The following is a 23,691-nucleotide window of genomic DNA, read 5'->3' as shown; positions in this document are numbered from 1 at the left end:
TTAAAAACAATTTGTTTGTTCCTGCGTAGTGTGTCTAAGGATTTCTCAGCGTGGTACATGGGAGGTGCTGAAGATGAATGAGCCTGTATTAAAGAAAGCAATGGATACGTTAGAATTTCTTAGTCAGGATACAGAAGCCCGCCGATTATATGAGGATAGACAGAAATACTTGCATGATGAAGCTTCTATGATTGAAGGAGCGCTAGCTGAAGGTGAGGCTCGTGGTGAGGCTCGCGGTGAGGCTCGTGGTGAGGCTTTAGGTAAACGGAAGAAGGCGGTTGAAATGGTCAAAGAGCTTCTTACTTTGGGAGTTGAAATTTCCATTATAGTAAGAGCCTCTGGGCTGTCTGAGTCAGAGATTTTGGATTTAAAAAATAAATGATGGATCACAAAAGGACGAGGGTCATTAGCCCTCGTCCTTTGTATTGCAGCATATGGAGTTGCTCTTGGCTTTAGATCCGTTCTGCTTCACCCATCGCCTGGATAAAAGCACCGATCCCTTTAGGATCGTTGGTTACAATAGGCTCGCTGATATAGTAAGCGAATGTACCGTCCCGACGATCTTTACCGCCCAAGCCGCCTACTTGCACCGTTTTGTTCAGATTTACAAGTCCTTCTTCGGTAATCGTAATAAATTCATCGATAATTCCCTTGCGGATGATTTCCGCTTCTTGACGATAATGCTCTGGCAAATAGCCTTTGCGCACGCCTTTGGCGATCGCATAGAGAATCATGCAGGAAGCGGATGCTTCCAGATAATTACCTTTCACGTGGCCCAGATTGAGCACCTGATAAAAGACACCGCTAGCTTCATCCTGGACCTTCAGCAGGGCTTCCAGTGTCTCTGTCAGCATATTGATCAAGGCAGGACGATCTGCATGATCCTCCGGAATATAGTCCAGCACGTCAACGAGTGCCATGACAAACCAGCCGATCGAGCGGCCCCAGAAGTTTTTGGAACAGCCTGTCTCCGGGTTGCACCAAGGCTGCTCATGCTTCTCATCCCAAGCGTGGTAGAGCAGACCTGTTTCAGGGTCACGCGTATGCTTGTAGCATAGCTTGAATTGCAGGGTCACATCGTCAAACTCTGACGGATCTCCGAATTCGCGGATAAATTCAGCATAGAACGGTGCACCCATGTACAGGCCATCCAGCCAAATTTGGTATGGATAGATTTGCTTATGCCAGAATGCGCCCTCGCCGGTACGTGGGTGTTTTTCCAGCTGGCTGCGTAATTGGTAAGCTGCCTTCTTATAACGTTCATCCCCTGTGGCACGATACAGAGAGAAGAGCAGCTTGCCGTTATTTACGTGGTCGATGTTGTACTCATCTACTTTATAGCGCTGAATAACGCCATTTTCGTCAACAAAATGATCCATATGTTTTTTTACATATTCCATATACTTGGGATCACCTGTCAGCTCGCCAACCCATTCCAGGCCTTTATAAATGACACCGTGGTCATATTCCCATTTTTCATAAAATTCAGGGCTTCGTGCCAGTACAGAGTCGCTCATGCGTACAGCCCAGGAATTTGTTTTTGTCGGATTGGTTGTTGGTTGTGATATCGGATTTGCCATGATACAGTCACCTCTTTGGAAAATGTTCGATCTATGATCGTTATTTTGGTTTACATGGACGGAGTATGTGTCTTAGGGTCAACGGGTTTGTTCTTGAAGCCTACATTGTTGTTGCCCCAGCACCGATCGTAATTAAACCCTGTCAGCTGTTCGAACACCTTACGTGCTTCCGGCTTGGCTGATTTCATGGAGCCCCCGTTTTTGAGACGATCAATTTCGGCGATGAGCTTCTTGTGACTGTCAATATCCAGCTTCATCACGACAGAAGCAATCATACCGATGATCGCCAGAGCGATAGTACCGACGACGAGTACATAAAAGATGGCGTGCTGAGCAGCAACCGGTTGGGTATCGGCCCCGGATACGAAGCCAAAGTGCTGTAACACCCAGCCGAGAATGAAGACGACAACGGCCCGCACCATTTTGCCAGCAAACGTCATCATACCCGCGTAAATGCCCTCGCGGCGACGACCAGTCAGTGCTTCATCCACATCGGCAAGGAACGTATATTGGTTCCAGGGAATGTAGTAGACACCGCCTGTACCAAGTCCCATGAACAGTGTGATCACGTACAACCACATCATCATATTGGAGGCACCTGTCAAGTAGAGCACGCCGTAGCCCAGTACGCTGAAGCATACGATGACGAGTGCGGCGATGAAAGGCATACGGAAGCCTTTGCGCACGCAAAATTGAATGAACAAATAGGTGGAAATCAGTTGAATTATAGAGTTAAAGCTGTTGAGATTGGATACCATCTCCGAGCTTTGGAACAAGGAGAAGACAATAAAGTACGTGAAGGCAGATGTGAACAGCCATTCCGCTGAAAAGCCCCCTAAATACATACCGAGATGATGACGGAACGTTTTCACCCGGAAAGTCGATGAAATATCGACAAAGAGCTTTTTCATGGAATCAATAAAAGAGAGAGGAGCCTCGCCTTCCAATTCCTTTTGCAGTTCCTCGTCGGGACGTTCCCAGGAGTTTTTGTACAAAAATGCCAGAGCAATCAGCAGAATAGCTGCAAACACAAGCCCGGTGTACAAAAAGGGCAATGGGGAATCTTTGCCGTAAGCGGCGATAAAGCGACCAGGGATGAAGGCAGCAGCAAAGTTGGCCATTTTACCGAACATTGCTTTCCATCCAGTCAGTCTGGAGCGAGCGCCGAAATCCCGGGTCATCTCTGCGGCAAGTGCTTCATACGGCACCATAACAGAGGTATATACCAGCTCAAACAGCACGTAGGTACTCAGGTAATACCAGAAGCCCAACCCATCTACCCAAAGCAACGGATACACGAGCATCAGCGGGATACCCAGCATGATGAAAAAACGGCGTCTGCCGAATTTACGGCCCAAGCGGGTTCGGTGAAAGTTGTCGCTGATGAAGCCCATGATCGGATTGCTGACTGCATCTATGATGCTGGCAACGGAGAAAATGGCTGCGGCCTGAACCGGAGACAGTCCGCAAAAGGTCGTATAGAAGTACATGAGCCATGCGCCGCTGACGGCGAGTGCGCCGCTTCCCAGCATGTTACCGCTTCCATAGGCGAGAGTGTGTTTCAGTGTGATTTTTCGTTCCATGGTCTGTTCACCTCATATTTTCTATGGTTATGAGGACAATCACCGGTCGCTATATAATGCAGAATTGTCTAAGTTGGTAGATGGGCCAGGGCGTCCTGATTGGAAGGGGCTTTAGCGAGCCCCTATATTGGTACCGCTCGGTGTTCCCGAGCCGATCAGATCGCTTCCCTTGGCCAGCTTAAGAAAATTACCCAACTGGATGGAACCGTCTGCACCTCGTGTGATGGAAGGCGTGAGACTGACAAAGTCGTCTGCACTGACTGCCAGACCTTTGGCATTCGTCGATTTTTTGTTTTTCCACCAAACACTGGAGTTGTCTTGATCTGTACCGCTTGTTTTGTCACTGGAGCTTCCCTCAAAGGAAAGGTTGTTGATGAATACATGATCACCCTTGTCAAAAGCAAAATTACTTTGTCCATTGGCCCACGAGGTATTATTGGTCAACGTAATACTGCCTGGGTTGCTATTGTAGGTGAAGCCGTGCTTTTTGTTCTGGTAAGCAATACTGTTTTTCACGATATGGTTGACTTTGATTTTGTCTCCACCCAGCTTAAAGCCGTTGCCGTCACTGTTCTTGGTAGATGTTCCGTCTGAGGTCTGCCCGTTGTGGTGGGCAACACTGTTCAGAATGGTTACTTCACCGATGGGGCCCGTTTCGGTTTTGCTATACAAATCCCAGCCATCGTCTACGTTGTACGCAGCCACGCAGTTATCAAATACATTGCCTGGTCCTACAGTCAGCTTGGCAGCAAAGCCGTCGGCATCCTCACCATTATCGGGATCAGCGTTATCGTGAGAGTAGGAATTCAAAATCAAATTGTTTGAAGGCCACTCACTGTTGGAGGCGGTAGTGGAGTAACGTCCAAGCTGAAGTCCAGTATCCCGGTTGTGGTGGGTTTCCACATTTTCAATCCGGTTATTGCTACCACCAATATAGATACCGTTATCCCCGGCACCTTTGACTTCAAGCCCTTTTACCAGCCAATAGTCGCCGTTAAGCTGAAGTCCCCGGTTGCTTGAACCAAAGGCTTGAGCTGAAAAATCAAGTACCGGCTTTTCGCTGCCGTAAGCAACCAGTCCCTTGAGTGAGCCTTTGCTGCCGTTATTCCCATGCTGAACGGTGATCGTTGAGGAGTAGGCGTAGTTGCCGCCGCGCAGGTAAATCGTTTTACCCGGTGCAATTTGTGTAAGTGCTGCTTCGAGAGTGGTAGGACTGGATATGGTGCCCGGATTGGACACGTTACCATTTGGTGCTACATATAAGTCACCCGCCGCCAACGTTGTGGAGACAGCAGATGAATCAACTGTGCTGGAAATCTCTGCAGAGGGGGTAGAGGAAGTAATGCTGGATGACGTATCTGCGTAAGCGGTTCCAATAATGCATGAAGAAGCGAAAACAAAAGAAACACCGAGGCTTAGAGCGTTAAATCCGTGTTTTGTGCGATCATTGCGTTTAAACATGTAAATTCCTCCTTATTTGAGCTCTTATTTTGAAATAGATAGCATATTTACAAGTGGTTCATGCTGTCTTTCCAGTAAAAACAGGACACCTCCTGGGTGACAGATTCTCCTACTATATGTCCATAACGCTCTAAGATGCATATGCACAGTGTAATATATGTTAACGTTTGCATCAACAGTTTTTTGTTGTTTTTTTAATATTGTGAAAAAAAGTTCACACTTTTGTTTCAACTAAAAATATATTTTTGCCAGACTGGGAAAATTTGATTATACTTAAACATTATACATATAATAGGAACGAAATCTGTGAGAAAAGGCAGGTTTAACGCATGGAGAACGGGAATGATTTGACGAATCCAACGTCTAAAGAATTGCTGGAAAAGCAGCCGCTGGTTAAAAGCGAGATGATAGATTGGCTTAAAGCGATTATTGTAGCCATTGTGCTCGTGTTCATTATACGTTGGCTGCTATTTGCACCATTTATCGTTGAGGGAGCATCCATGGAACCGAACTTCAAGACAGATGAACGAGTTGTCGTGAACAAGATCATTTATAGTTTGCGTGATCCCAAGCCCGGTGAGGTTATTGTATTTCATGTCAGAAAAGAAGGTAAGGATTTTATTAAGCGCGTCATTGGTGTTGCGGGGGATCAGATCCAATACCAAGGTGACAATCTGTACGTAAATGGCAAGAAAGTAGAGGAGCCCTACATTCAAGGGGCCATTCAGGCGGCGCATGCCAAGGGAGAGCTATACAACAATGTGGACTTTCCAAACGGGACCATAACGGATTCCAAGGTTCCCGAGGGTTATATATTTGTCATGGGTGATCACCGCAATAACAGTAGGGACAGTCGTGCCATTGGCTTTGTCTCAATTAAAGATATTGTTGGACGTGCGGATGTGATATTTTGGCCGCTGGACAGTATGCAGTGGGTCAAGCATAAATAAAAGTTGAACTTAAAAGCTACCCATCGTGCCACTCGCAGACGGATGGTGCTTCCCATCGCCACCGCTTCCTTGTACAGCACCATTCCGCCTACTCCGTTTTACTCGTGTTCGTATTATATTTTTTTCGTAAAAGGGTCAGGCAGCTTGCTCCAGTCCTGTTCCATCTCTTCAGGAGTCAGCAGCGCCTCATCCAATGTGCGTTCAATCTCTTCCCGGTTCATATCGATACCGATGAATACAAGCTTGGTAACCCGGTCGCCATATTGTTCATCCCAGTCAGGTGTCTTTTCAAAATCCTCGCCGAGATAGTATTGCCGTTCTTCTTCGGTCAAGGCAGATACCCACAGCCCTGCGCGCGCGAATTGCTTGGAGCTGCCCGCCTGACTGAATGTAAAAGCAGTACGGTTTTGCGTGGCGAACCACACCAACCCCTTGGAGCGGACAACCTCAGCAGGCCATTTTGCCAGCCATTTCAGCAAGCGTTCGGGGTGAAATGGAATCTTGCGCTTGTACACAAACGAAGCAATGCCGTATTCCTCTGTCTCCGGTATGTGCTCATCTTTGTTCATTTCCTGTATCCAGCCTGCCGCTTGACTGGCTGCTTCAAAGTTGAAGCGATGCGTGTTCAAAATCTCCTTTGGATCAACTTTACCATATTCGGAACGAATGATTTTGGCGTTCGGTTGAATGCCGCGCAGCGCTTTTTCCAGTCGTTCCAGCTCCTCCGGGGATACCAGATCGCATTTGTTAATGATCAGCACGTCACAAAATTCCACCTGCTCTATCAGCAGATCAACGATGCCGCGTGCATCCTCCATCGCCACTTCCTGCCCACGATCCTTGAGCGAGTCTCTCGAATAGAAGTCCTTCCAAAATTCCGGCGCATTCACGACGGTAACCATAGTATCCAGTCGCGTCAGCTTGGTCAGATCTATGCCGTTTTCTTCATCTACATAGCTGAACGTCTGGGCAACCGGAATCGGCTCGCCTATACCCGTGGATTCAATAAGGATGTAGTCAAACTTTTTGTCGAGCGCCAGTCGCTCCACTTCCTTTAATAAATCCTCCCGCAACGTACAGCAGATGCAGCCGTTGGACATTTCCACCAGTTTCTCATCTACGCGCGATAATCCTCCACCGTCACGAACGAGATCGGCATCGATATTTACCTCACTCATGTCATTGACAATGACAGCTACACGCAAGCCTTCGCGGTTGTTCAGTACATGGTTGAGCAGCGTGGTTTTGCCGGAGCCGAGGTACCCGCTTAGTACCGTAACCGGTATTTTCTTTTCCGATTCCATCGTGTTTGCCAACGTAATCACTCATCCCTTCGAAAGTGTTTATGAAATGCTGAATATGTTGCAGTAGATCTCTTGTTCGAATTATTTAATCGTAATAATTACGAATAATAAAAACAGTAAATCATTAATGAGAGAAAATGTCAAGGAAAGGGAGACTAATGATTTTCAAATCAATAAATAATTAAAATTTGAAGTAATTTGTACGATAAAGTAAGTATCCATGATGAAACAGATTCAACTACAAATTGCACTGGGCGGGGCGGCATGGCGCAGATCAGAGAGGACGTATCAAGTACATGCGGACAATAGGCATAGGCACTAAAATTAGTGGTATGGTAATCGGCATTTTAATGGTGTTATCTGTTGTAATTGCTTATGTGGTTACCAGTCGGATGGAGGAGGGGATCGAGGCTTTCGCTACAGAAAAGGCAAAAAGAGACTTGAATATGGCTACTCGACTGGTGGACTACAAGTATAGTGGAGCATGGCAGATTAAGGACGGGCAATTATATAAGGGAAGCAAGCTGATTAACAATAATGAAGAAATCGTCGATGAGATTGGTGGGACCACAGGCGATACGGTGACCTTCTTTCAAGGGGAGCAAAGGGTAGCGACGAATGTGATGCTGGATGGCAAACGTGCAGTAGGCACGAAGGTATCGGAGAAGGTGGCTGCCGTTGTTCTACAGCAGGGCCAGCCCTATTATGGGCAAGCGGTGGTTGTCGGCAAAACCTATCAAGCTGCGTACGCACCCATCCGCAGTGCAGAGGGGGCCGTGATCGGTATTCTGTACGTAGGTGCATCACAGTCGATTATAGATGGGATCATTAGCGGATTTATCCGTCAGTTTATGATCGTCGTTGTGATTGCAATTGCGGTCTCGCTGATCGTGATTCTCTGGTACATGAGCAGGGTGAATCGAAGACTGGGGCGGGTGGGCCAAGCGCTTGCCAGGGCAGGTCAGGGGGATTTTACTTCTGTTCTGCATGACCCAAGCGGCGACGAACTAGGACGGCTGAGCATCAACTACAATGAAATGCGTGAAAATCTAAGCACTTTGATCTCCGAGGGCGTGCATACATGCGGAGCGGTAGCCGATTCAACGCGGCAGCTTGCCGTCATTGCCGAGGCGACAACCAGAGAGGCCAATGGCATTGCTGATACCATCCGGCAGGTTGCAGGCGGAGCCGAATCGCAGACCCGAAGTGTCTTGGAAAACCAAACAGCGATGGAAGAGATGGCTCATGGCATTCAGAATGTTGCGGAGCATGCCTCGGAGGTTGCGGAAGCTGCCATTGATTCCAAGCAGCAGGCAGAGGCTGGAGCGGAAAAGGCCCGCCTCACGATGGAGCAGATGAATGAGCTGCATTCGTCCATTCAGCTTACGGATGCTCTGATTCAAGCATTGCATCGTCAGTCTGGGGAGATTACCGGAATCATGCAGGCCATTCAGGGAATATCCGAACAGACAGGCCTGCTGGCGCTGAACGCCTCGATTGAAGCCGCTCGCGCAGGCGAGCAGGGTCGGGGATTCGAGGTTGTAGCGTCCGAGGTGCGCAAGCTGGCAGACCAATCTGGAATAGCTTCCCGCCAGGTAGCACAGCTGATCCAGAACATTAATGGAGATGTGCAGCGTACGGCAGAGGCGATTGGACATGTGGTAGCCCATGTGAACAACGGGCAGCGGCTTATGAACGAGACACATGACAGCTTCGATCATATCGTAGAGAGAAGCACGCATATTGCGGAGCGAATCGAGAGCATGGCGGCAACCGCAGAGCAGATGTCGGCGGGCATGCAACAGATTACGGCTTCCGCTGCTGAAGTTATTGCCATTGCCCGCAGGACGAGCAGCGGCTCACAGCAGGTATCGGTTGCAGCTTCCGGTCAGATGGAAGAGATTCATCGTCTGAATACCTGCTCTACCGATTTACAGCGGACAACAGAAGAGATGCTCCAGGCATTGGGGCGGTTTAAGGCTTAGTGCCGTGCTGTACAGATGCACAGGCTCGATTATGATAAGGCCAAGAGGACTTGCATTAATTACACGCAAGTCCTCTTTTTTCAACTTTATATTCATAATAGCTGTCTCAGCCCTTTACAGCTCCGGCAACAACGCCTTTGACAATGTATTTTTGCAGAAAGATAAATACAATAATGGAAGGCAGCACGGCCATTACCATGGCGGTCATGGCATACTGCCAGTCTGACGTGTACTGCCCGACGAAGGTATAAGCTGCCAACGTAAGCGTTTTGGTGCTAGGCGAGCCGTTAACCATGAGCAGGGGCAGCAGGAAATCATTCCAGATCCACATCACGTCGATAATAACGATGGTGGCGGTGACCGATTTCAGCAAGGGGAAAATCACGGAAAAGAAAAGCCGGAAGCCCGAGGCTCCGTCGATCTTGGCGCTTTCGTCAATCTCGGCAGGAATACCTTTCACGAAGCCGTGATAAATAAATACGGCCAGCGGTGCGCCAAAGCCCCAGTACAATAGCCCAAGCCCCCAAGTGCTGTCCGCCAGATTCAGGTCTTTTGCCAGCCGCAGGACGGTTAGCATGATGGACTGAAACGGAATCAGCATCGGCATGATGCACAGCATATAAATCACGGAGCTCCATTTGCTTTTGGTTCGTGCCAGCTTGTAGGCGGCGATGGAGGATATCAGCACGATACCTGCCAGCCCAACCACCGTAATGATTGTGTTGTTCAGAAACAAGCGTGGGTAGTTAATAAACTGCCATACATATACGTAGTTATCCAGTGAAAACTGCTTGGGCAGCGCAATGACGTCGGTCATGACCTCAGCGAAGCTTTTGAACGAATTGTTAATGGCGAGAAACAGCGGGTACAGAAATAACAGCGATAATATGATCATGCCTGCTTCCAGCAAAATACGTCCCGTACGGCTGCGTTGCATCAGGCTTCAACCTCCCTGCGTTTGAAAATAGACAATTGAATGATTGTAATGACCAGCACGGCGACGAATAAAATCAAAGCTTTGGCTGTTCCGTAGCCGTATAGATTGTTCTGGAACGTGTCCCGATAAATATCATAGGCAATACTGTAGGTCGTACCTCCCGGCCCACCGCCAGTCAGAGATAAAATGACGTCGAACACCTTGATCGAATTGGTCAATGCCATGAAGACCGAGATGGTAATGGAAGGTGCGAGCAACGGTAAAATAATACTGAAAAACCTCCGAATCGGCCCTGCTCCGTCTACAATGGCAGCTTCCTTCAAATCATCGGGTACGGATTGCAGGCCTGCAATGTAAATCACCATGTAAAAGCCAATCGATTGCCAAATGGATACCGCCAAAATGGAAACAAACGCGAGCCCTTCCTCACCCAGCCAGCTTAGCTGGAAGATGCCCCAGCCCGTACTGTGCCCCAGTGATTCAAAGCCTTGCATGAAAATGAATTTCCATATAAATCCCACGATCACGAGGCTGAGAATATAAGGGATAAAGAAAGCCGCCCGCAGCCAGGCCGAGCTTTTCAGCTTCATGTCGAGGACGAGCGCCAGCAAAATAGCCAGCACGTTCACCAGCACAATGTACAGAATGGCATATTTGACGGTAAACCAGGCTGCATGTGCAAAGTTGGCGTCTCCGAGCAGGATTTGCTTGAAGTTATCCAGACCTACAAATTTCGGATGTTTGGCAATGCCGTTCCACTTGGTCAGGGAATAGCGTATCGTCATCAAAAACGGAATATAAAATGCAATCGTAATGCACAAGATTACGGGCAGTGTGAATAAACCGAATTCCAATTTGCTACCCTTGTCGCCCCGAATTCCCCTTTTTTTCAGCATAATGCACCTCTTTTTCTCAACATTTTCCGATCTTTCGCTCCAAGCCGTTTGAGATATAATGAAAGTATAGGATAGCCCCTCGGCCGGACCAATGGATTTAAGAAAACAGTTGAGGGTAAAAATGTGTACGCTTTCAAAAGGGGCGGTGATCATGATATCAGAGCGGGCAGGCGCGCTTCTTCGATCCATATGGAGGCGAATTACGCAGAAATTAGTGAACAAGCTCATACTGCTTTTTACCTCGGTGATCATTCTGGTGGTGGGTTCGCTCACGATTATTTCCTACCAGATGATTGAAAAGGAGTCGGTCAACCATAGCATCGCCAGCACGACCAATAATCTGCTGCTGGTCAATCAAAATTTGGAGGATTACCTGGAGGGGATGCAGCAGCTGGCTCTTCCGCAGCTTCGTTATAACGATATCATGAACGCAATCGTCAATGAGAATAATGACTATGCTTCGCGCATGGTCATTGAAAATTACTTGCGCAGCATGTTTTATTCGCGTAATGATCTGGAGGCCATCTATCTGTATGTGGCGGACCGCCATCAATACTATGTGGTTACCAGGGAGACGTATAACATTACGGTACGCAAAGGAATAAACACGGATATTCCCAAGCTTCCCTGGTATCAAGAGGCGATGGCGAGCACGACCAACGAATCGTTTCAATCTTTTGTGGAGTCCCGTTCCGATATGGGCTATGTGGCACCACAGGCCAGCTTTATGGCATATCATCGAGTGCTAAGGTCGATTGCATCCCGTCACCCGCAGGCGGTATTGTCCTTTTATTACAATACGAGCGCCGTCGACGATATTATGAAGAACATCCCACTGGGCAAAGGAGATCACCTGTTGCTGATAAGCCCCGAACGGGTTCCCTTTTATGTGGACAGCTTTCCGCTGTATGAGCGCATACGGGATTCGGGGGTGTTGGCACAGATCGGCAAGGGAGGAAGCGGACGGGTAACGTGGTCAGATCGCAGCAGCAATCAGGAGTATCTGATTGTTTATGATGCTGGCGAAAAGGAAGGCTGGCAGCTGATCAAGCCTATTCCTTACCGCCAAATTTATGAGGCGGCTACGACGACGCGCAATTGGAGCTACGTGATCGGGGCTTTATTTTTAGGCGTGTCTATTATTTTGGTAACGCTGACCTCGAACGCCATTACCCGGCCTTTACATAAGCTGTCCACCCAGATGAAGCGGTTTAGCACCGGAGATTTTGGCGCAGCGGCTCCTGTGAAGGGACATGACGAGATTGCGTATTTGTCACTGCATTTTAACGAAATGGTCCAAAGAACCGAAGAATTAATTAATGAGCGCTATCGAATGAAGCTGGTCGAAAAAAATGCCATACTCAAGGCGCTGGAGGCTGAAATTAATCCTCATTTTCTGTATAATGCCCTGCAAGCCATCTCTACACAGGCATTAAAACGGGAGATGTTCGACATGGCCGATATGGTGGATGCCTTGGCCCAAACGTTGCGATATTCGATCAACGGCAAGGATATCGTGGCTGCCCGCGAAGAGCTCAAGCATATTGAACGGTATATGGGCCTGCAAAAAGCAAGATTCGGGACGAGGCTGCGGTTGGAGCTGGTGTGGGAGGAAACGCTGATGGACCTGCGGATTCCGAGATTATCCGTACAGACGTTGGTGGAAAACTCCATCAAGCATGCACTGGAAAAAGTATCGAGCGATATTCTAATTGTGATTTCAGCCGAATCCGGTGCTACAGATGCCACCATTACGGTCAGGGATAACGGACCGGGGATCTCGGAGGACAAGCTGAGACAGGTGCTGGATTCGTTCCATGAAAAATGGGAAGAACGGGAGAGCGAGCACATCGGCTTGAAGAATCTGAATACACGGTTAAAGCTTTTATATGGAGATCAGGCCGGATTATTCATACTTGCAGATGAAACGGGAACGGAAATCAAAATGCGCATCCCCCAGGGAGGTAGTAGTCATGTATAACGTACTGATTATTGACGATGAGGAGCCGTTGCGCGAAGCCATTCGTATTGTCGGGGATTGGGACCATCTCGGCATCGAGCATATCTATGAGGCGACGAACGGAAGGCTTGGACTGGAGATGCTGAGTCAGCACAACATAGATGTGGTCATGGTGGATATGAAAATGCCGGAACTGAACGGTATCGAGTTTCTTCGTGCTATCGAAAAGGCGTACCCCCATCTGCTGACGATTGTCATTAGCGGCTACAACGATTTCGAATATACACGGCAGGCGATACAGTCCCGGGTGGTGGACTATTTGCTCAAGCCTATCCATCGACAGGATCTGAACCAGGCATTACGCAAGGCCGTGGACATCCTCGAAAGCCGGAAGCAGAGCGAAAACGAGTTCATCAGCCAGAACATTACGCTGAATATGTCGCTGCCCAAGCTGAAGGAGAAGCTGTATTTGTCCATTTTGGATGGCAGCTTTAAAAGACAGGCGAATACGACGCTGCTCCCCTTGATCGGGGCGGATCAGCCGGGGAATCGCTTTGGAGTGAGCGTGCTGCGGCTGCTGAACAGGGATGAGGTTCGCAGGACACGTTTTCATGGCGATACCGAGCTGATGGACTTTGCCGTAACGAATGTGCTGGCTCAGACATCGGACGAGCGATTGAACTGCTTTAGCTTCCCTCACCCAAGACGGGAGCGTGAAGTCGTCTCCGTCTGTACCCTGGCTCCGGGTCAGGAAGAACATATGGCTTTTCTGCTGGCACAGGTGACACAGAAGGCGGTGGCGAACCTGCATGGGCTGTTCGGCATGGTGGTGGCCGCCGGGGTAGGCCAGCCTTGCACAGATGTAATGGAGCTGGCGTCTGCTTACGCGGATGCGAAGGCGCTTATTTACAGCACGGATGTGTTGAAGCTGGAAGGGGCATCCATCCTTCATACGGCGCCTCGGCAAACGATAAAATCAGAGGAAGTGCAGTGGACGGATCGGCTGCTGCTGATCCAAAAGGACGCCCAGACAGGCCAGGCGAACCGGGCAAAAGTACTGCTAAACGATCTGCTGAAGCCATTGGCATCCGGCTCTGTTTTCCGCTTGCAGGACGCGGATCGGCTGATCAGGGAGTTTCATTTCTTGCTGAGAGAAGCAGCGGTTGAATTGGGCGCATCTGTATCGGCGTCTAGTCAAAAGGGCGCTTTGGAGGAAAGTGAACGGGGGAGTGAAGGCGAGCTGTCTGCTGATTTTACAAGCTTTGCCGACTACGGACACAGGCTGACCCGAATGCTGGAGCTTTACATTGCCGGGGTTCAGCATGCCCAGGCGGGGAACCAGCCCTTTGACATATCGGATATCAAAAAGCATATCGACCGTTACTATTTTGAAGATATTAAGATTTCATTTTTTGCCGAGACTTATTTCTTGAGCCGGGAGTATCTGATGAAGCTGTTCAAGCAGCAGTTTGGTTACGGTATTCACGAATATGTGCAGAAGGTTCGCATGGACAAGGCGAAGGAACTGCTGAGCGATTCCAGTCTGAAAATTCAGGAGATTTCCGATATGCTTGGCTACAAGGATAAAAACTACTTCAGCAAGGCTTTTCGCAATTATTATCAGGTTTCACCGTCCGAGTATCGTGTGAGCCTGCAATAAACTACTTTTTTACCCTTAATGCTTCACTTATCTGCCTTTTTAAATCGGACTATATTTTTTAGAATGAGCCCATGAACGTTGATCACAAACAAATGGGGGAGTATCCATGTTAAAGAAGATGATGGCGTTGTCCGGCAGTTTGCTATTGACGGTCGGTTTGTTGAGCGGATGCGGAAGCAGCGGTGACTCAGACGCGGCGAAAGGGAAGGCTGGCGGCAACGAAGAATTGAAACCGGTTACAATCAATATGTTCACAGCCTCACCGGAGTATACGGATGCTTTTAACGCGTATATTGAGGAGTATAAGAAGGTCAAGCCTAACGTAAAGATTAATCTGGAAATCATGCAGGCAGACTATAACACGATTCTCAAGTCGAAAATTGCCTCAGGCAGTACACCGGATGTATTCCAAACGACGGCAGGAGGCGATATTGATACGTATGCTGATTATAGCGCCGATCTGACCAATGAACCGCTGGCAGCAGCCATGACAGATGCAGTTCGGGCGAATATGAGTTCCAGCGACGGCAAAGTGCTGGGATTACCAGTGAAGGGGAACTTGTTTACGCTGATTTACAACAAGGATTTGCTTGCCAAGGCCGGAGTAACCTCACCGCCTAAGACGATTGCGGAGATGCAGGACGCAGTCACCAAGCTTGAGGCGAAAGGCATTACTCCATTTGCCAACGCATATAAAGAATGGTGGGTATGGAAGCACATCTTCCAGCACTATGTAGATGCCGCCGCGCAGGATGCGGGCGTAGAGCCGAAGCAGCTCGTTAGTGATTTTATTGCAGGCAAAGCCAAAATCAAGGACTACCCGGTGCTGTACAACAACTTCTTCAGCTTCATTGATTTGACGGTGAAGCATGGCACAGATAAGCCGCTGGAACGGGACAGCAATGCGGAAGTGAGTGATTTTGCATCCGGCAAAGCTGCGTTCATGACGGGTAAAGGCGCGTGGGATGAGGAAGCGATCAAAAAGATTAATCCCGATCTCAAGATTGGCATCATGGGATATCCGGTAAGTGACAAAGCCGAGCAATCGGTCATCATTACCGGGGCAGATCAGGCGCTGCGTATTAACAAGGATTCCGAAGTAGCCAAGGAAACGATTGAATTTTTCAACTGGCTGTACACCTCGGAATACGGTAAGAACTGGTTCTCCCAAGTAGCGAAAGTGATTCCTCCAATTAAGGATGCGCCGCTTCCTGACCTGGAGATGCCTAAGGAAATGGAAAGTATTTTGAAAACATCGAAATCCGGTGATCTGTCTGTCAACTACTCGCTGGATACGTTCCACCAAAAGTTTGGTGAACTGATGCAGGCTTATATCAGTGGCAACATGAACAAGGATCAGGCGGTTGCAGAGATTGAGAAAGCATGGGTACAATTAGGCTCGTCACAATAAGGCTGATTTTTCAGAGACGTCCGTAAGGGCGTCTTTTTGTGCTATGGAGGGGCTTTTGAAGGAGTGTTGACAAAAAAATATCTAATAATATTTAAATATTTACTTGCAAAAAGTTATTGGGTTGTGGATAATAGATTGTGTGCAATATATCTACGACATACAACATACATAATGACTGCACGGTGCAAACACGAGGGATACTCCGGTTGGGGAATCTCTTTGTTCCGTTTGGGCTGTGCCGATTTTGGTAGTAAAGATTAGAAAAGAGAGGATGAACGTTTTGACGAATTCGTTGTTTACACCGTATAAACTCAAGGATTTGGAATTAAAAAATCGTGTAGTCATGGCCCCGATGTGCCAGTACTCGGTGACAGCCAAGGACGGGATTCCGAATGATTGGCATCATGTTCACTACCTGAGTCGGGCTATCGGAGGCACGGGCTTAATTATTATAGAAATGACAGATGTAGAGCCGGATGGACGAATCACGGACTATGATTTGGGACTCTGGTCAGATGAACATATTCCTGCTTTTAAGAAGCTGATTGATGGCATTCATGGGCACGGCGCCAAGGTAGGCATCCAAATTGCTCATGCAGGCCGTAAAGCTGAGGATGCGGCAGTGCCAGTGGCTCCTTCCGCCATTGCCTACCCGGATGCGGGTTATAAACAGCCACGCGCACTCACCACGGAAGAAGTGCAGGGCATGGTGCAAAAATTCGCAGATGCCGCCCGGCGTGCGGTGCAAGCGGGCGTGGACACGATTGAGCTTCATGGCGCACACGGTTATTTGATTCACCAATTTCATTCACCGCTTACGAACAAGCGGGATGACGTATACGGTCAGGATTTATCCCGCTTTGGTGTTGAAGTGATTCAGGCTGTACGCAAGGAAATGCCTGCGGGCATGCCGTTGATCTTCCGCATCAGCGCCGTGGAATACGTGGACGGCGGATACGATGTGGATCATGCCATCGAGCTGAGCCGTGCTTATCAGGCTGCTGGCGTAGATGTCGTTCATGTCAGCTCGGGCGGGGAAGGTCCGGCCGGAACAAGAAAGCCGGGCAACTATCCGGGTTATCAAGTGCCGTTCGCGCGCCAAATTCGCGAGGCACTGAGCATTCCGGTGATCGCTGTCGGCGCACTGGATGACCCAGCCTTGGCGCAGTCTGTTATCGGCAACGAGGATGCCGATCTGGTCGCTATAGGACGTGGATTACTGCGCGATCCTTATTGGGGCACGCATGCAGCAGTCACGCTGCGCGGCGAGAAGCCTTCCATACCTGAACAATATCAACGTGGCTACTGAGGCCTAAGTATCTCCACGTTGTTTATATAAACAGGCACCGCAACGAAGTGTACGCTTCGTCAGGTGCCTTGATTTGTTTGCTCAAGATTGCCTCTGGTATTTCTTCTGCAGATAACGGAACTGGGCAGTTTATACAAAACAGTTTCCTATTTGTAGGAAGCCTCCTGTACTTCATTTAGTAGAAAATCTTTTTGCTTCATATAAGAGTTAGAATAAATGCTGCTATACGATATTAGATCAGCATGGCTACCCTGTTCTATAATTTGACCATTTTGAACAACTAATATATGATCCGCATGAATGACTGTTTGGAATTTATGAGCAATAATGATGATGGTTCGCTTACCTTTAAGCTCATTTAAAAGATGCAGAATTAGAGATTCAGTTTCAGCGTCAAGTGCAGAGGTCAGCTCATCAAAAATGAGCACGGGTGCATTATGAAGCAATGCCCTTGCTATAGCAAGACGTTGTTTCTGACCTACAGATAGGTCATATTTTTCGGAAACGATGTAAGTATCATATTTTTTGGGAAGTGATGAGATATAGTCATGTAGCCCTACCTTCTTTGAAATATCAATAACTTCATCTAAAGTAGCATTTTTATTTCCAAAAGCAATGTTGTCGAATATTGTTCCCGTTGTTAATAATTCTTCTTGTGTGACTACCGCTATATTTTTATAGAAGGAATTTTTATTCAAATCGTCTAATCTCTTATCCCCATAGATGATCTCACCCTGAGTCGGAATAATTTCCCCGGTTAGAAGTTTCACAATAGTCGTTTTACCAGATCCGCTTTCTCCTACGATACCTAACATTTGATTTTTTTTGATTTTAAAAGAGATGTCATCAAGAACAGGAGTAAGATTGTTGTAAGAAAATGATACGTTTTTTACATGTATTTCATTTTCCATACAGCCCCAAAGATTATTGCCGTTCCAAACGTCATTTAAATTGAAAAAGTTAAGAATCCTTTCCGCTGAAGCTACCGCTGATTGTACACCTACGTTTAGCTGGGATAGGCGTGATACCGGTTGTAACAGCTTGACTATATATGTACTAAAGGCGACGAGTGTGCCTAAGGTAATCTCTCCTTTAATTAATAAGAAGCCTCCAATGACTAGTAAAAGTACAGGGAAAAACCCACTTAAGAAGTTACTGATTATACTTAGTGAAAGCTCACGAGCAAAAAGTCTTTTCAAAATACGAACCAGAAGAATTTGTTCTCTGCAAAATAAGGCACTACTTAACTTTTGGCGGTTAAATCTAATTGAGGTCCATTTTTGTTTTAATCCTAATTGAAGGGTTTCTGTCACATTTTCGTATTGTTTTTTTGCAGCAACATTTAACTGATAGACTTTTTTCTTCGAATTGTAGTATAAGAAAAAGTAAATAGGTATGAAAATCAAAGAGACTGTAGCTAACTTCCAATTCATAAAATAAAGAACAACAACAGTTGCGATAATCGTTAAACAATCTGTAAACATGGCTATAAATGCTTGATTTAACAATCCTGTAAGCGCCTCGACATCATTATAAATTAAAGAAATAATTTTCCCGGTAGGCTGATGGCTTCGTAAACTAAGATTCTGATGGTAAATATCATTTCTTAATCGAAACTGCAATAAATTACGAATTCTAAAAATAATTGAATCTCTAAGCGCTGCTGTCAATCCTCCGCCAATCAGTAATGATAAAAAAAGAATACCAAAATAGCTGATATCTTTAACAGATAGTGTTTTAACGTTATAAGAATCTACTAGCCTTTGCATTAAAATAGGTTGGTAGATCATAAACAGTGTATTGGCAATAATGATACATAGAACGGTAGCTTGCAATGGTAATAAAGGCTTAATATACCTTTTGATTAGTTGGAACATAATTAGGTCCTCCATCATTGAGGATAGGGGATAGAATGGTTGGATCGGCATTGATTGATAAATACATAAGAAGTGGCAGAGTGTACAATGCCGAAAGATCATTACTAACCCATAAGAATGCTTTTTTGTTCCTGAGTAAGTTGGAGATACAAGTTTATAGTAGCGTTAATGAAACTTTTAGTTACTTTGCAAAGTTTACTTACGGGTTGATTGACATTTCCATTCTCTGCAAAGTTCTCTTGGTGACAACCTCCACCACAAAGATTTTTGGCCCAACAACCTGAACAGGTCGTTCTATTTCTTACCGTTGAGTTTTTTATAAAATCATACTGTCTGCTCAATTGATCCTCATCAAACAGGTTGCCAATGGAGCATTCATCTTCGCCTACAAAACGGTGGCAAGGAAACAGGTTTCCTCTAACATCGACAGCGGCAGCATTTGTACCTGCACCGCAAAAGTGAATTCTAGGACCCCCGGAATGGATTTTATTAAGCAATCCAAGGACATTGGACATTTTTTTTGCTGTAGCATAGTCTTCGTTTTCCAGTAACTCATGGAATTGATCCACAAGTTTAATCATTTCTTTGGATAAAGTATTGTAATGCTCGTCTGATAAGGAATAGAGCGCTGGAGATAAGTATATGTTTCTAAAGCCCAATTGTACTAAATGATTAAAAGATTTATAGAGGTGAAGTTCTGCGGGAGTTACTGTACCACGCGCGCCTATTGCATGATCCTTTCTCATTCCTTCTGTACGCTTCAATAATAAATCATAAGACCCTTGTCCACCTTTGAAAAAACGATTGAAATTATGTGTTTTCTCATCACCATCTATACTGGTTTGTACACTAAAATGATGATTGTAAAAAAAGTCTTTGATTTTAGGAGTGATGAGAGTACCATTCGTAGTTATTGAAAAAGAGAATTTCTTATTATGAATTTTGGATTGCTCATGAACATACTGCACCGTTTCTTGTATGAGAGGAAAATTTAATAAGGGTTCTCCACCGAAAAAAGTGATGTTTAATCGCTCTAGCTCTCCCGATTGTTTAATCAGGAAATCTACAGCAGTTTTAGCGATTTCAGAGGTCATTTTTCCTTTCTGGTTATATTCCCCCTCTTCTCCATAACAGTATGTACATCTAAGGTTGCATTCTTGCACCATAAATAAGGTCAGAGAGGATAATTTGAAGACTTTTTGCGAGTTATCAAGCACACCAATTTTTTCAACTTCTGCTATGTTGGTGTCAGTGGTAATAATATAAGCTTCCTTCATGTTTTGTATGGCTTCCCTAACTTGTGATAGCTCATAGTGTTTGGACAATTCCTTAACAACATGTTCTTCGATTTTTCCCTTACTATGTAGAATATCAATAATCAATGAATCAATCTCAAATATGGCATTCGTTACGACATTATAAAAGTAGGTTTTTGAGTTGACTTCAAACAATTTATAAGGGTGAAAGTGAATGATTTCATCTTTTTTATCTTGAATCAGATTAGCCATTTCAAATACCTCGCTTTTATTATTAGGATGGTTTAAAAAGAGGGAACGGGATTAAATAAAATTAATCCCGTTATTTAGATATGGATAAATACTAGGTATCACTGGAAATACAGAAATCCATTGCATCACATGAACGGCAGTAATCTTTGAGATCGCAATAATAGCAATCATCATTTCTTGGACATCCGTACGCAAGAATGGGTTCTTTAACACCAGAGATAACGTTGATTTGTTTTAGCATGTTCTTCACCTCCTTTTATTAAGCTATGCGGTGTATGGATATGTAAGGTATATAGAAATCATACAACTAAAAAGGTAAAATATGTGTTACAAAATTTTGTATAATATTATTATTTTTTGTATTATTTTATTTGTATTTGAGTGGCTTATATCACATCTTTAAAAACCTTCAAGATATAAAATACCATTTGTTATTTATGGTAAAAAAATTACAAGAATACTAAAAGTGTAATGTTTTGTTGATTCATCATCCCAGTAAATGTATGATAAATGGTGATTATTGCAATAGGAGGTTTGAAAGTGGAATATATTATTGAAACAAAAAAGCTCCGTAAGCAGTTCGGGATGTCAGTAGCCGTTGACGATATTTCCTTACATGTGGAGCGGGGGAGTATCTATGGTTTTCTCGGTGAAAATGGAGCTGGCAAGACAACCACTATCCGCATGCTAATGAGGCTAATTGAGCCTACAAGTGGGGAGGTTTTTTTATTTGGTGAGCGTTTGGAGAAAAACTATCCTTCTATCTTCTCGAAAATAGGTACGATTATCGAAACGCCTGGTTTATACGAAAATCTGAGTGCACGCGATAATCTAAGAATTTGCTGTATGTACATGGGGGTACAGGACAATGGAAGAATAGATCGTACACTGTCTACCGTAGGATTAGAACATACTGGCAAGAAGAAGTTTAAGGATTTTTCCTTAGGGATGAAGCAAAGATTAGGGATTGCGAGGGCGCTTGTTCATGACCCTGAGTTGCTCATATTGGATGAGCCGACGAACGGACTGGACCCATCAGGAATTAAGGAAATTCGTCAGCTATTGAAGCGGTTGTGCGAGGAAGAAGGGAAAACGATTCTTATTTCCAGCCACATCTTGAGCGAAATTCAGCAGTTAGCTACACACATCGGGATTATACATAATGGAAAGCTGTTGACAGAAGACCGTTTGAGTCGGTTGGAGGAAGATTTTGAACAATACACAGATATAAAAGTAAACGATGCAGAACCAGTACAAACATTTCTGCAAGAACACATGAAGCAGCTACAATCTAAAGTGATGTCCCGACAACAACTAAGAATTAATAGTCCGATTGAAAATACAGCCGCGTTAAATAAACAGTTAATAGATCATCATTTTCCAGTCTATGAGATACACACCTCCAAGCAGACGCTAGAGGAGTACTTTTTGTCTCTCATTTCAGGAGAGGGTGGGCGACGTGATTAGAGCAGAGCTCATTAAGCTTAAAGGCTCTAAATCTTTTTTCTTGAGCTATATTATATTGCTGGCTGTTGTGCTGTTGGTGTTCAGTTTGGGCGCTATTTTTGACAGATATTCAATTGATAAAAAAGGTTGGGACTCCTATTTTGAGGACATCGTCCTCATGGTTAATATTGCAGCTGGGTTTATCAGTTACTACGTATTAACGGGCCATATATTTGCAAGAGAATACCAGGAAAACACGCATCTTTTTATGTTTACCGCGCCTGTAGTCAGAGTTAGATTCTATATCAGTAAATTAATGGTCATATACGTATATATTATTTTTTCTTTATTTTCCATCCTGCTTTTGTCTGCATTATTAGGGATGCTGATCATTGGCCGTCCCTTAACAATGGCTATTTGGGTATACCAGGTTCAAATATTTGCTAAGATGTGTGTGATGCATGCGATGTTAATTCCGATTGCCTCTTTTTTCGCAATACGTTGGAAAAGCCTTATGGGGGTCGTGCTCATAGTTTGTGTTGCTGTATTTTTAAATTTCATTTACAAAAGTGAATGGTATCCGTGGATTGTTCCGTATCTTTTATCTCCCAATGAAGGAAGCATGGTCAGGCATGTCGATATCTCAATAGCCTGGTTCAGCTTATCCCTTACCTTTGTTGTGGGATTATTTTTATCCATATGGTCATATCAAAGAAGAAGCTAAATTCAGATTTTTTGAAAGGAGGGCTACTATGTTTGATCTGTTTAAAGCAGAGCGTTTGAAGTTAAAAGGAACTAAAATTCTTTTTCTAAGTGTGTTTATTTTAATAGTAACTGTATTTTTGAATTTTTATACTTACGCAGTGAATCCCAAGCTCTCCTTGGATCGTGATGGGTGGAATGAATACTTTATGGATTTGGTATCCATCATTAATTTTCTGACTGGATATATGAGCTACTACATTTTGACCTGCTATATCTTTGCGAGAGAGTATCAAGAGAACACCCATATTGCCCTGTTCACAAACCCGGTTCGTCGAACTCGCATCTACCTCAGCAAGCTACTCGTTATTTATATGTACATCGCTGTTAGCCTGTTGTTGGCATTTGGACTATCTGCGATATTGGGGACGTTTATTACGACCAGACCGATAACCTTTGAAATTGTTATGTATCAGCTTGGGATATTCGCTAAAATGATTCTTATGCACGCTATGCTCATCCCGATCATTACGTTCTTCGCTATTCGCTGGAAAAAATTTGTGCCCGCCATTATAGGGATGTGTACGGTCATGTGCTTAAATTTTGTTTTGGTTAATACACCGGGGAATACCTTTTATCCATGGACAGTGCCGTTATTGTTTTCTCCACATGGCCAAATGGGGAGAACATTCACGTATGTTCCTGGAGGGATCATCAGTATATGCTTCATTTTTGTGCTCGGGCTTTTTTTAGCGTTGCGAAGCTATATTCGAATAGAGAAATAAGTAGATGTGTAAGTGGAAAAAGACGATGAGTGTCCTGTATGAGGTTGATTGAATAAACTGTAAAATGTTGTCGCAGAAGGACGGATTTACGTGCTATAATTCTAGTAACAACAGAATGGCTTAGGTGGGCGGTCGGCTAAGTCTCCCGGAAGGGAGGTGATGCCTGTGGAGGTTAAGGATGCTCTGACATTAATGATGATGTTCGGCACGCTATTAGTAGCGTTGATCGGATTAATCGTTACGATTGTTATTGCATTGAACCAAAACAAATCGAAATAGACCGCCCTGGAGAGGGAAACACGGTCTATTTCTAATAGCTAGCCCTTTTCAGCCGACC

Annotated in this window: 19 protein-coding genes and 1 pseudogene; 11 read left to right on the top strand and 9 right to left on the bottom strand. The window is 45.4% G+C overall.

What is annotated here, in order from left to right; genetic code table 11:
• Nucleotides 1-55: 55 nt before the first annotated feature.
• Nucleotides 56-382: pseudogene (locus BAZ21_RS05430) on the top strand (PD-(D/E)XK nuclease family transposase); the annotation flags it as partial.
• A 70-nt stretch (nt 383-452) separates the two neighbouring features.
• On the opposite strand, the gene BAZ21_RS05425 reads toward BAZ21_RS05430, so the two are convergent.
• The 3 genes from BAZ21_RS05425 to BAZ21_RS05415 all read right to left on the bottom strand — a co-directional run bounded on the left by BAZ21_RS05425 (nt 453) and on the right by BAZ21_RS05415 (nt 4,624).
• Nucleotides 453-1,580: a glycoside hydrolase family 88/105 protein gene (locus BAZ21_RS05425; RefSeq protein ID WP_068497808.1), complete on the bottom strand. Its 1,128-nt coding sequence runs from the start codon at nt 1,578-1,580 to the stop codon at nt 453-455.
• Between the two features lie 50 nt (nt 1,581-1,630).
• Entirely contained in the window at nt 1,631-3,163 is a 1,533-nt protein-coding gene (locus tag BAZ21_RS05420; protein WP_068497807.1) for an MFS transporter, read from the bottom strand.
• Between the two features lie 111 nt (nt 3,164-3,274).
• Nucleotides 3,275-4,624, bottom strand: a complete 1,350-nt coding sequence (locus BAZ21_RS05415) for a right-handed parallel beta-helix repeat-containing protein (RefSeq protein ID WP_068497805.1) — start codon at nt 4,622-4,624, stop codon at nt 3,275-3,277.
• Nucleotides 4,625-4,953: 329 nt separating this feature from the next.
• On the opposite strand from BAZ21_RS05415, the gene lepB reads away from it, so the two are divergent.
• Nucleotides 4,954-5,574, top strand: coding sequence for a signal peptidase I (gene lepB / locus BAZ21_RS05410; protein WP_068497802.1), 621 nt, complete (start codon nt 4,954-4,956; stop codon nt 5,572-5,574).
• A 113-nt stretch (nt 5,575-5,687) separates the two neighbouring features.
• Here lepB and BAZ21_RS05405 read toward each other — a convergent pair whose 3' ends face one another.
• Nucleotides 5,688-6,890, bottom strand: a complete 1,203-nt coding sequence (locus BAZ21_RS05405; RefSeq protein ID WP_084011511.1) for a GTP-binding protein — start codon at nt 6,888-6,890, stop codon at nt 5,688-5,690.
• Between the two features lie 284 nt (nt 6,891-7,174).
• On the opposite strand from BAZ21_RS05405, the gene BAZ21_RS05400 reads away from it, so the two are divergent.
• On the top strand, nt 7,175-8,863 hold the full coding sequence (locus BAZ21_RS05400; protein WP_068497800.1) for a methyl-accepting chemotaxis protein: 1,689 nt from the start codon (nt 7,175-7,177) through the stop codon (nt 8,861-8,863).
• A 106-nt stretch (nt 8,864-8,969) separates the two neighbouring features.
• Here the strand turns inward: BAZ21_RS05400 and BAZ21_RS05395 are convergent, their stop codons facing one another.
• Both BAZ21_RS05395 and BAZ21_RS05390 read right to left on the bottom strand, forming a co-directional pair.
• On the bottom strand, nt 8,970-9,800 hold the full coding sequence (locus BAZ21_RS05395) for a carbohydrate ABC transporter permease (protein WP_068497799.1): 831 nt from the start codon (nt 9,798-9,800) through the stop codon (nt 8,970-8,972).
• Nucleotides 9,800-10,696, bottom strand: a complete 897-nt coding sequence (locus BAZ21_RS05390) for a carbohydrate ABC transporter permease (RefSeq protein ID WP_084011510.1) — start codon at nt 10,694-10,696, stop codon at nt 9,800-9,802. Before BAZ21_RS05390 ends, BAZ21_RS05395 begins: the two co-directional genes overlap by 1 nt.
• 121 nt (nt 10,697-10,817) lie before the next feature.
• On the opposite strand from BAZ21_RS05390, the gene BAZ21_RS05385 reads away from it, so the two are divergent.
• The 4 genes from BAZ21_RS05385 to BAZ21_RS05370 all read left to right on the top strand — a co-directional run bounded on the left by BAZ21_RS05385 (nt 10,818) and on the right by BAZ21_RS05370 (nt 17,036).
• Nucleotides 10,818-12,677, top strand: a complete 1,860-nt coding sequence (locus BAZ21_RS05385; protein ID WP_068497797.1) for a cache domain-containing sensor histidine kinase — start codon at nt 10,818-10,820, stop codon at nt 12,675-12,677.
• Complete coding sequence (locus BAZ21_RS05380; RefSeq protein ID WP_068497795.1) at nt 12,670-14,316, top strand: response regulator; 1,647 nt, start codon at nt 12,670-12,672, stop codon at nt 14,314-14,316. The genes BAZ21_RS05385 and BAZ21_RS05380 overlap by 8 nt, the downstream gene beginning before the upstream one ends.
• 106 nt (nt 14,317-14,422) lie before the next feature.
• A complete protein-coding gene (locus tag BAZ21_RS05375) occupies nt 14,423-15,727 on the top strand; it encodes an ABC transporter substrate-binding protein (protein WP_068497792.1) in 1,305 nt (434 codons plus the stop codon).
• Between the two features lie 280 nt (nt 15,728-16,007).
• The gene (locus BAZ21_RS05370; RefSeq protein ID WP_176718102.1) at nt 16,008-17,036 is read left to right on the top strand and encodes an NADH:flavin oxidoreductase/NADH oxidase; all 1,029 of its coding nucleotides are present in this window, start codon (nt 16,008-16,010) and stop codon (nt 17,034-17,036) included.
• Between the two features lie 146 nt (nt 17,037-17,182).
• Here the strand turns inward: BAZ21_RS05370 and BAZ21_RS05365 are convergent, their stop codons facing one another.
• From BAZ21_RS05365 to papA, 3 genes are all read right to left on the bottom strand, one after another.
• Nucleotides 17,183-18,913, bottom strand: a complete 1,731-nt coding sequence (locus BAZ21_RS05365; RefSeq protein WP_068497788.1) for an ABC transporter ATP-binding protein — start codon at nt 18,911-18,913, stop codon at nt 17,183-17,185.
• Between the two features lie 104 nt (nt 18,914-19,017).
• Nucleotides 19,018-20,421: a PapB family radical SAM/SPASM ranthipeptide maturase gene (gene papB / locus BAZ21_RS05360; RefSeq protein WP_068497786.1), complete on the bottom strand. Its 1,404-nt coding sequence runs from the start codon at nt 20,419-20,421 to the stop codon at nt 19,018-19,020.
• Between the two features lie 91 nt (nt 20,422-20,512).
• Entirely contained in the window at nt 20,513-20,662 is a 150-nt protein-coding gene (gene papA, locus BAZ21_RS30185) for a freyrasin family ranthipeptide (protein ID WP_176718101.1), read from the bottom strand.
• Between the two features lie 299 nt (nt 20,663-20,961).
• Between papA and BAZ21_RS05355 the strand changes: the two genes are divergently transcribed.
• From BAZ21_RS05355 to BAZ21_RS29510, 4 genes are all read left to right on the top strand, one after another.
• Nucleotides 20,962-21,888, top strand: coding sequence for an ABC transporter ATP-binding protein (locus tag BAZ21_RS05355; RefSeq protein WP_068497784.1), 927 nt, complete (start codon nt 20,962-20,964; stop codon nt 21,886-21,888).
• Nucleotides 21,881-22,591, top strand: a complete 711-nt coding sequence (locus tag BAZ21_RS05350; protein WP_068497782.1) for an ABC transporter permease — start codon at nt 21,881-21,883, stop codon at nt 22,589-22,591. The genes BAZ21_RS05355 and BAZ21_RS05350 overlap by 8 nt, the downstream gene beginning before the upstream one ends.
• A 28-nt stretch (nt 22,592-22,619) precedes the next feature.
• Nucleotides 22,620-23,354, top strand: coding sequence for an ABC transporter permease (locus BAZ21_RS05345; protein ID WP_068497781.1), 735 nt, complete (start codon nt 22,620-22,622; stop codon nt 23,352-23,354).
• 165 nt (nt 23,355-23,519) lie between these two features.
• Nucleotides 23,520-23,633: a putative holin-like toxin gene (locus tag BAZ21_RS29510; RefSeq protein ID WP_232289167.1), complete on the top strand. Its 114-nt coding sequence runs from the start codon at nt 23,520-23,522 to the stop codon at nt 23,631-23,633.
• Nucleotides 23,634-23,691 lie beyond the last annotated feature (58 nt).

The sequence above is a fragment of the Paenibacillus kribbensis genome (genome assembly GCF_001705305.1).
Lineage (GTDB): Bacteria > Bacillota > Bacilli > Paenibacillales > Paenibacillaceae > Paenibacillus > Paenibacillus kribbensis_B.
This window is presented reverse-complemented; position numbering and strand designations above follow the sequence as displayed.

Excerpts from the sequence above, each read along its gene's own strand:
- BAZ21_RS05425 (WP_068497808.1), bottom strand. The coding sequence starts at position 1,580 with ATGGCAAATCCGATATCACAACCAACAACCAATCCGACAAAAACAAAT.
- BAZ21_RS05420 (WP_068497807.1), bottom strand. The coding sequence starts at position 3,163 with ATGGAACGAAAAATCACACTGAAACACACTCTCGCCTATGGAAGCGGT.
- BAZ21_RS05415 (WP_068497805.1), bottom strand. The coding sequence starts at position 4,624 with ATGTTTAAACGCAATGATCGCACAAAACACGGATTTAACGCTCTAAGC.
- lepB (WP_068497802.1), top strand. The coding sequence starts at position 4,954 with ATGGAGAACGGGAATGATTTGACGAATCCAACGTCTAAAGAATTGCTG.
- BAZ21_RS05400 (WP_068497800.1), top strand. The coding sequence starts at position 7,175 with ATGCGGACAATAGGCATAGGCACTAAAATTAGTGGTATGGTAATCGGC.
- BAZ21_RS05395 (WP_068497799.1), bottom strand. The coding sequence starts at position 9,800 with ATGCAACGCAGCCGTACGGGACGTATTTTGCTGGAAGCAGGCATGATC.
- BAZ21_RS05390 (WP_084011510.1), bottom strand. The coding sequence starts at position 10,696 with ATGCTGAAAAAAAGGGGAATTCGGGGCGACAAGGGTAGCAAATTGGAA.
- BAZ21_RS05385 (WP_068497797.1), top strand. The coding sequence starts at position 10,818 with ATGTGTACGCTTTCAAAAGGGGCGGTGATCATGATATCAGAGCGGGCA.
- BAZ21_RS05380 (WP_068497795.1), top strand. The coding sequence starts at position 12,670 with ATGTATAACGTACTGATTATTGACGATGAGGAGCCGTTGCGCGAAGCC.
- BAZ21_RS05375 (WP_068497792.1), top strand. The coding sequence starts at position 14,423 with ATGTTAAAGAAGATGATGGCGTTGTCCGGCAGTTTGCTATTGACGGTC.
- BAZ21_RS05365 (WP_068497788.1), bottom strand. The coding sequence starts at position 18,913 with ATGTTCCAACTAATCAAAAGGTATATTAAGCCTTTATTACCATTGCAA.
- papB (WP_068497786.1), bottom strand. The coding sequence starts at position 20,421 with ATGGCTAATCTGATTCAAGATAAAAAAGATGAAATCATTCACTTTCAC.
- papA (WP_176718101.1), bottom strand. The coding sequence starts at position 20,662 with ATGCTAAAACAAATCAACGTTATCTCTGGTGTTAAAGAACCCATTCTT.
- BAZ21_RS05345 (WP_068497781.1), top strand. The coding sequence starts at position 22,620 with ATGTTTGATCTGTTTAAAGCAGAGCGTTTGAAGTTAAAAGGAACTAAA.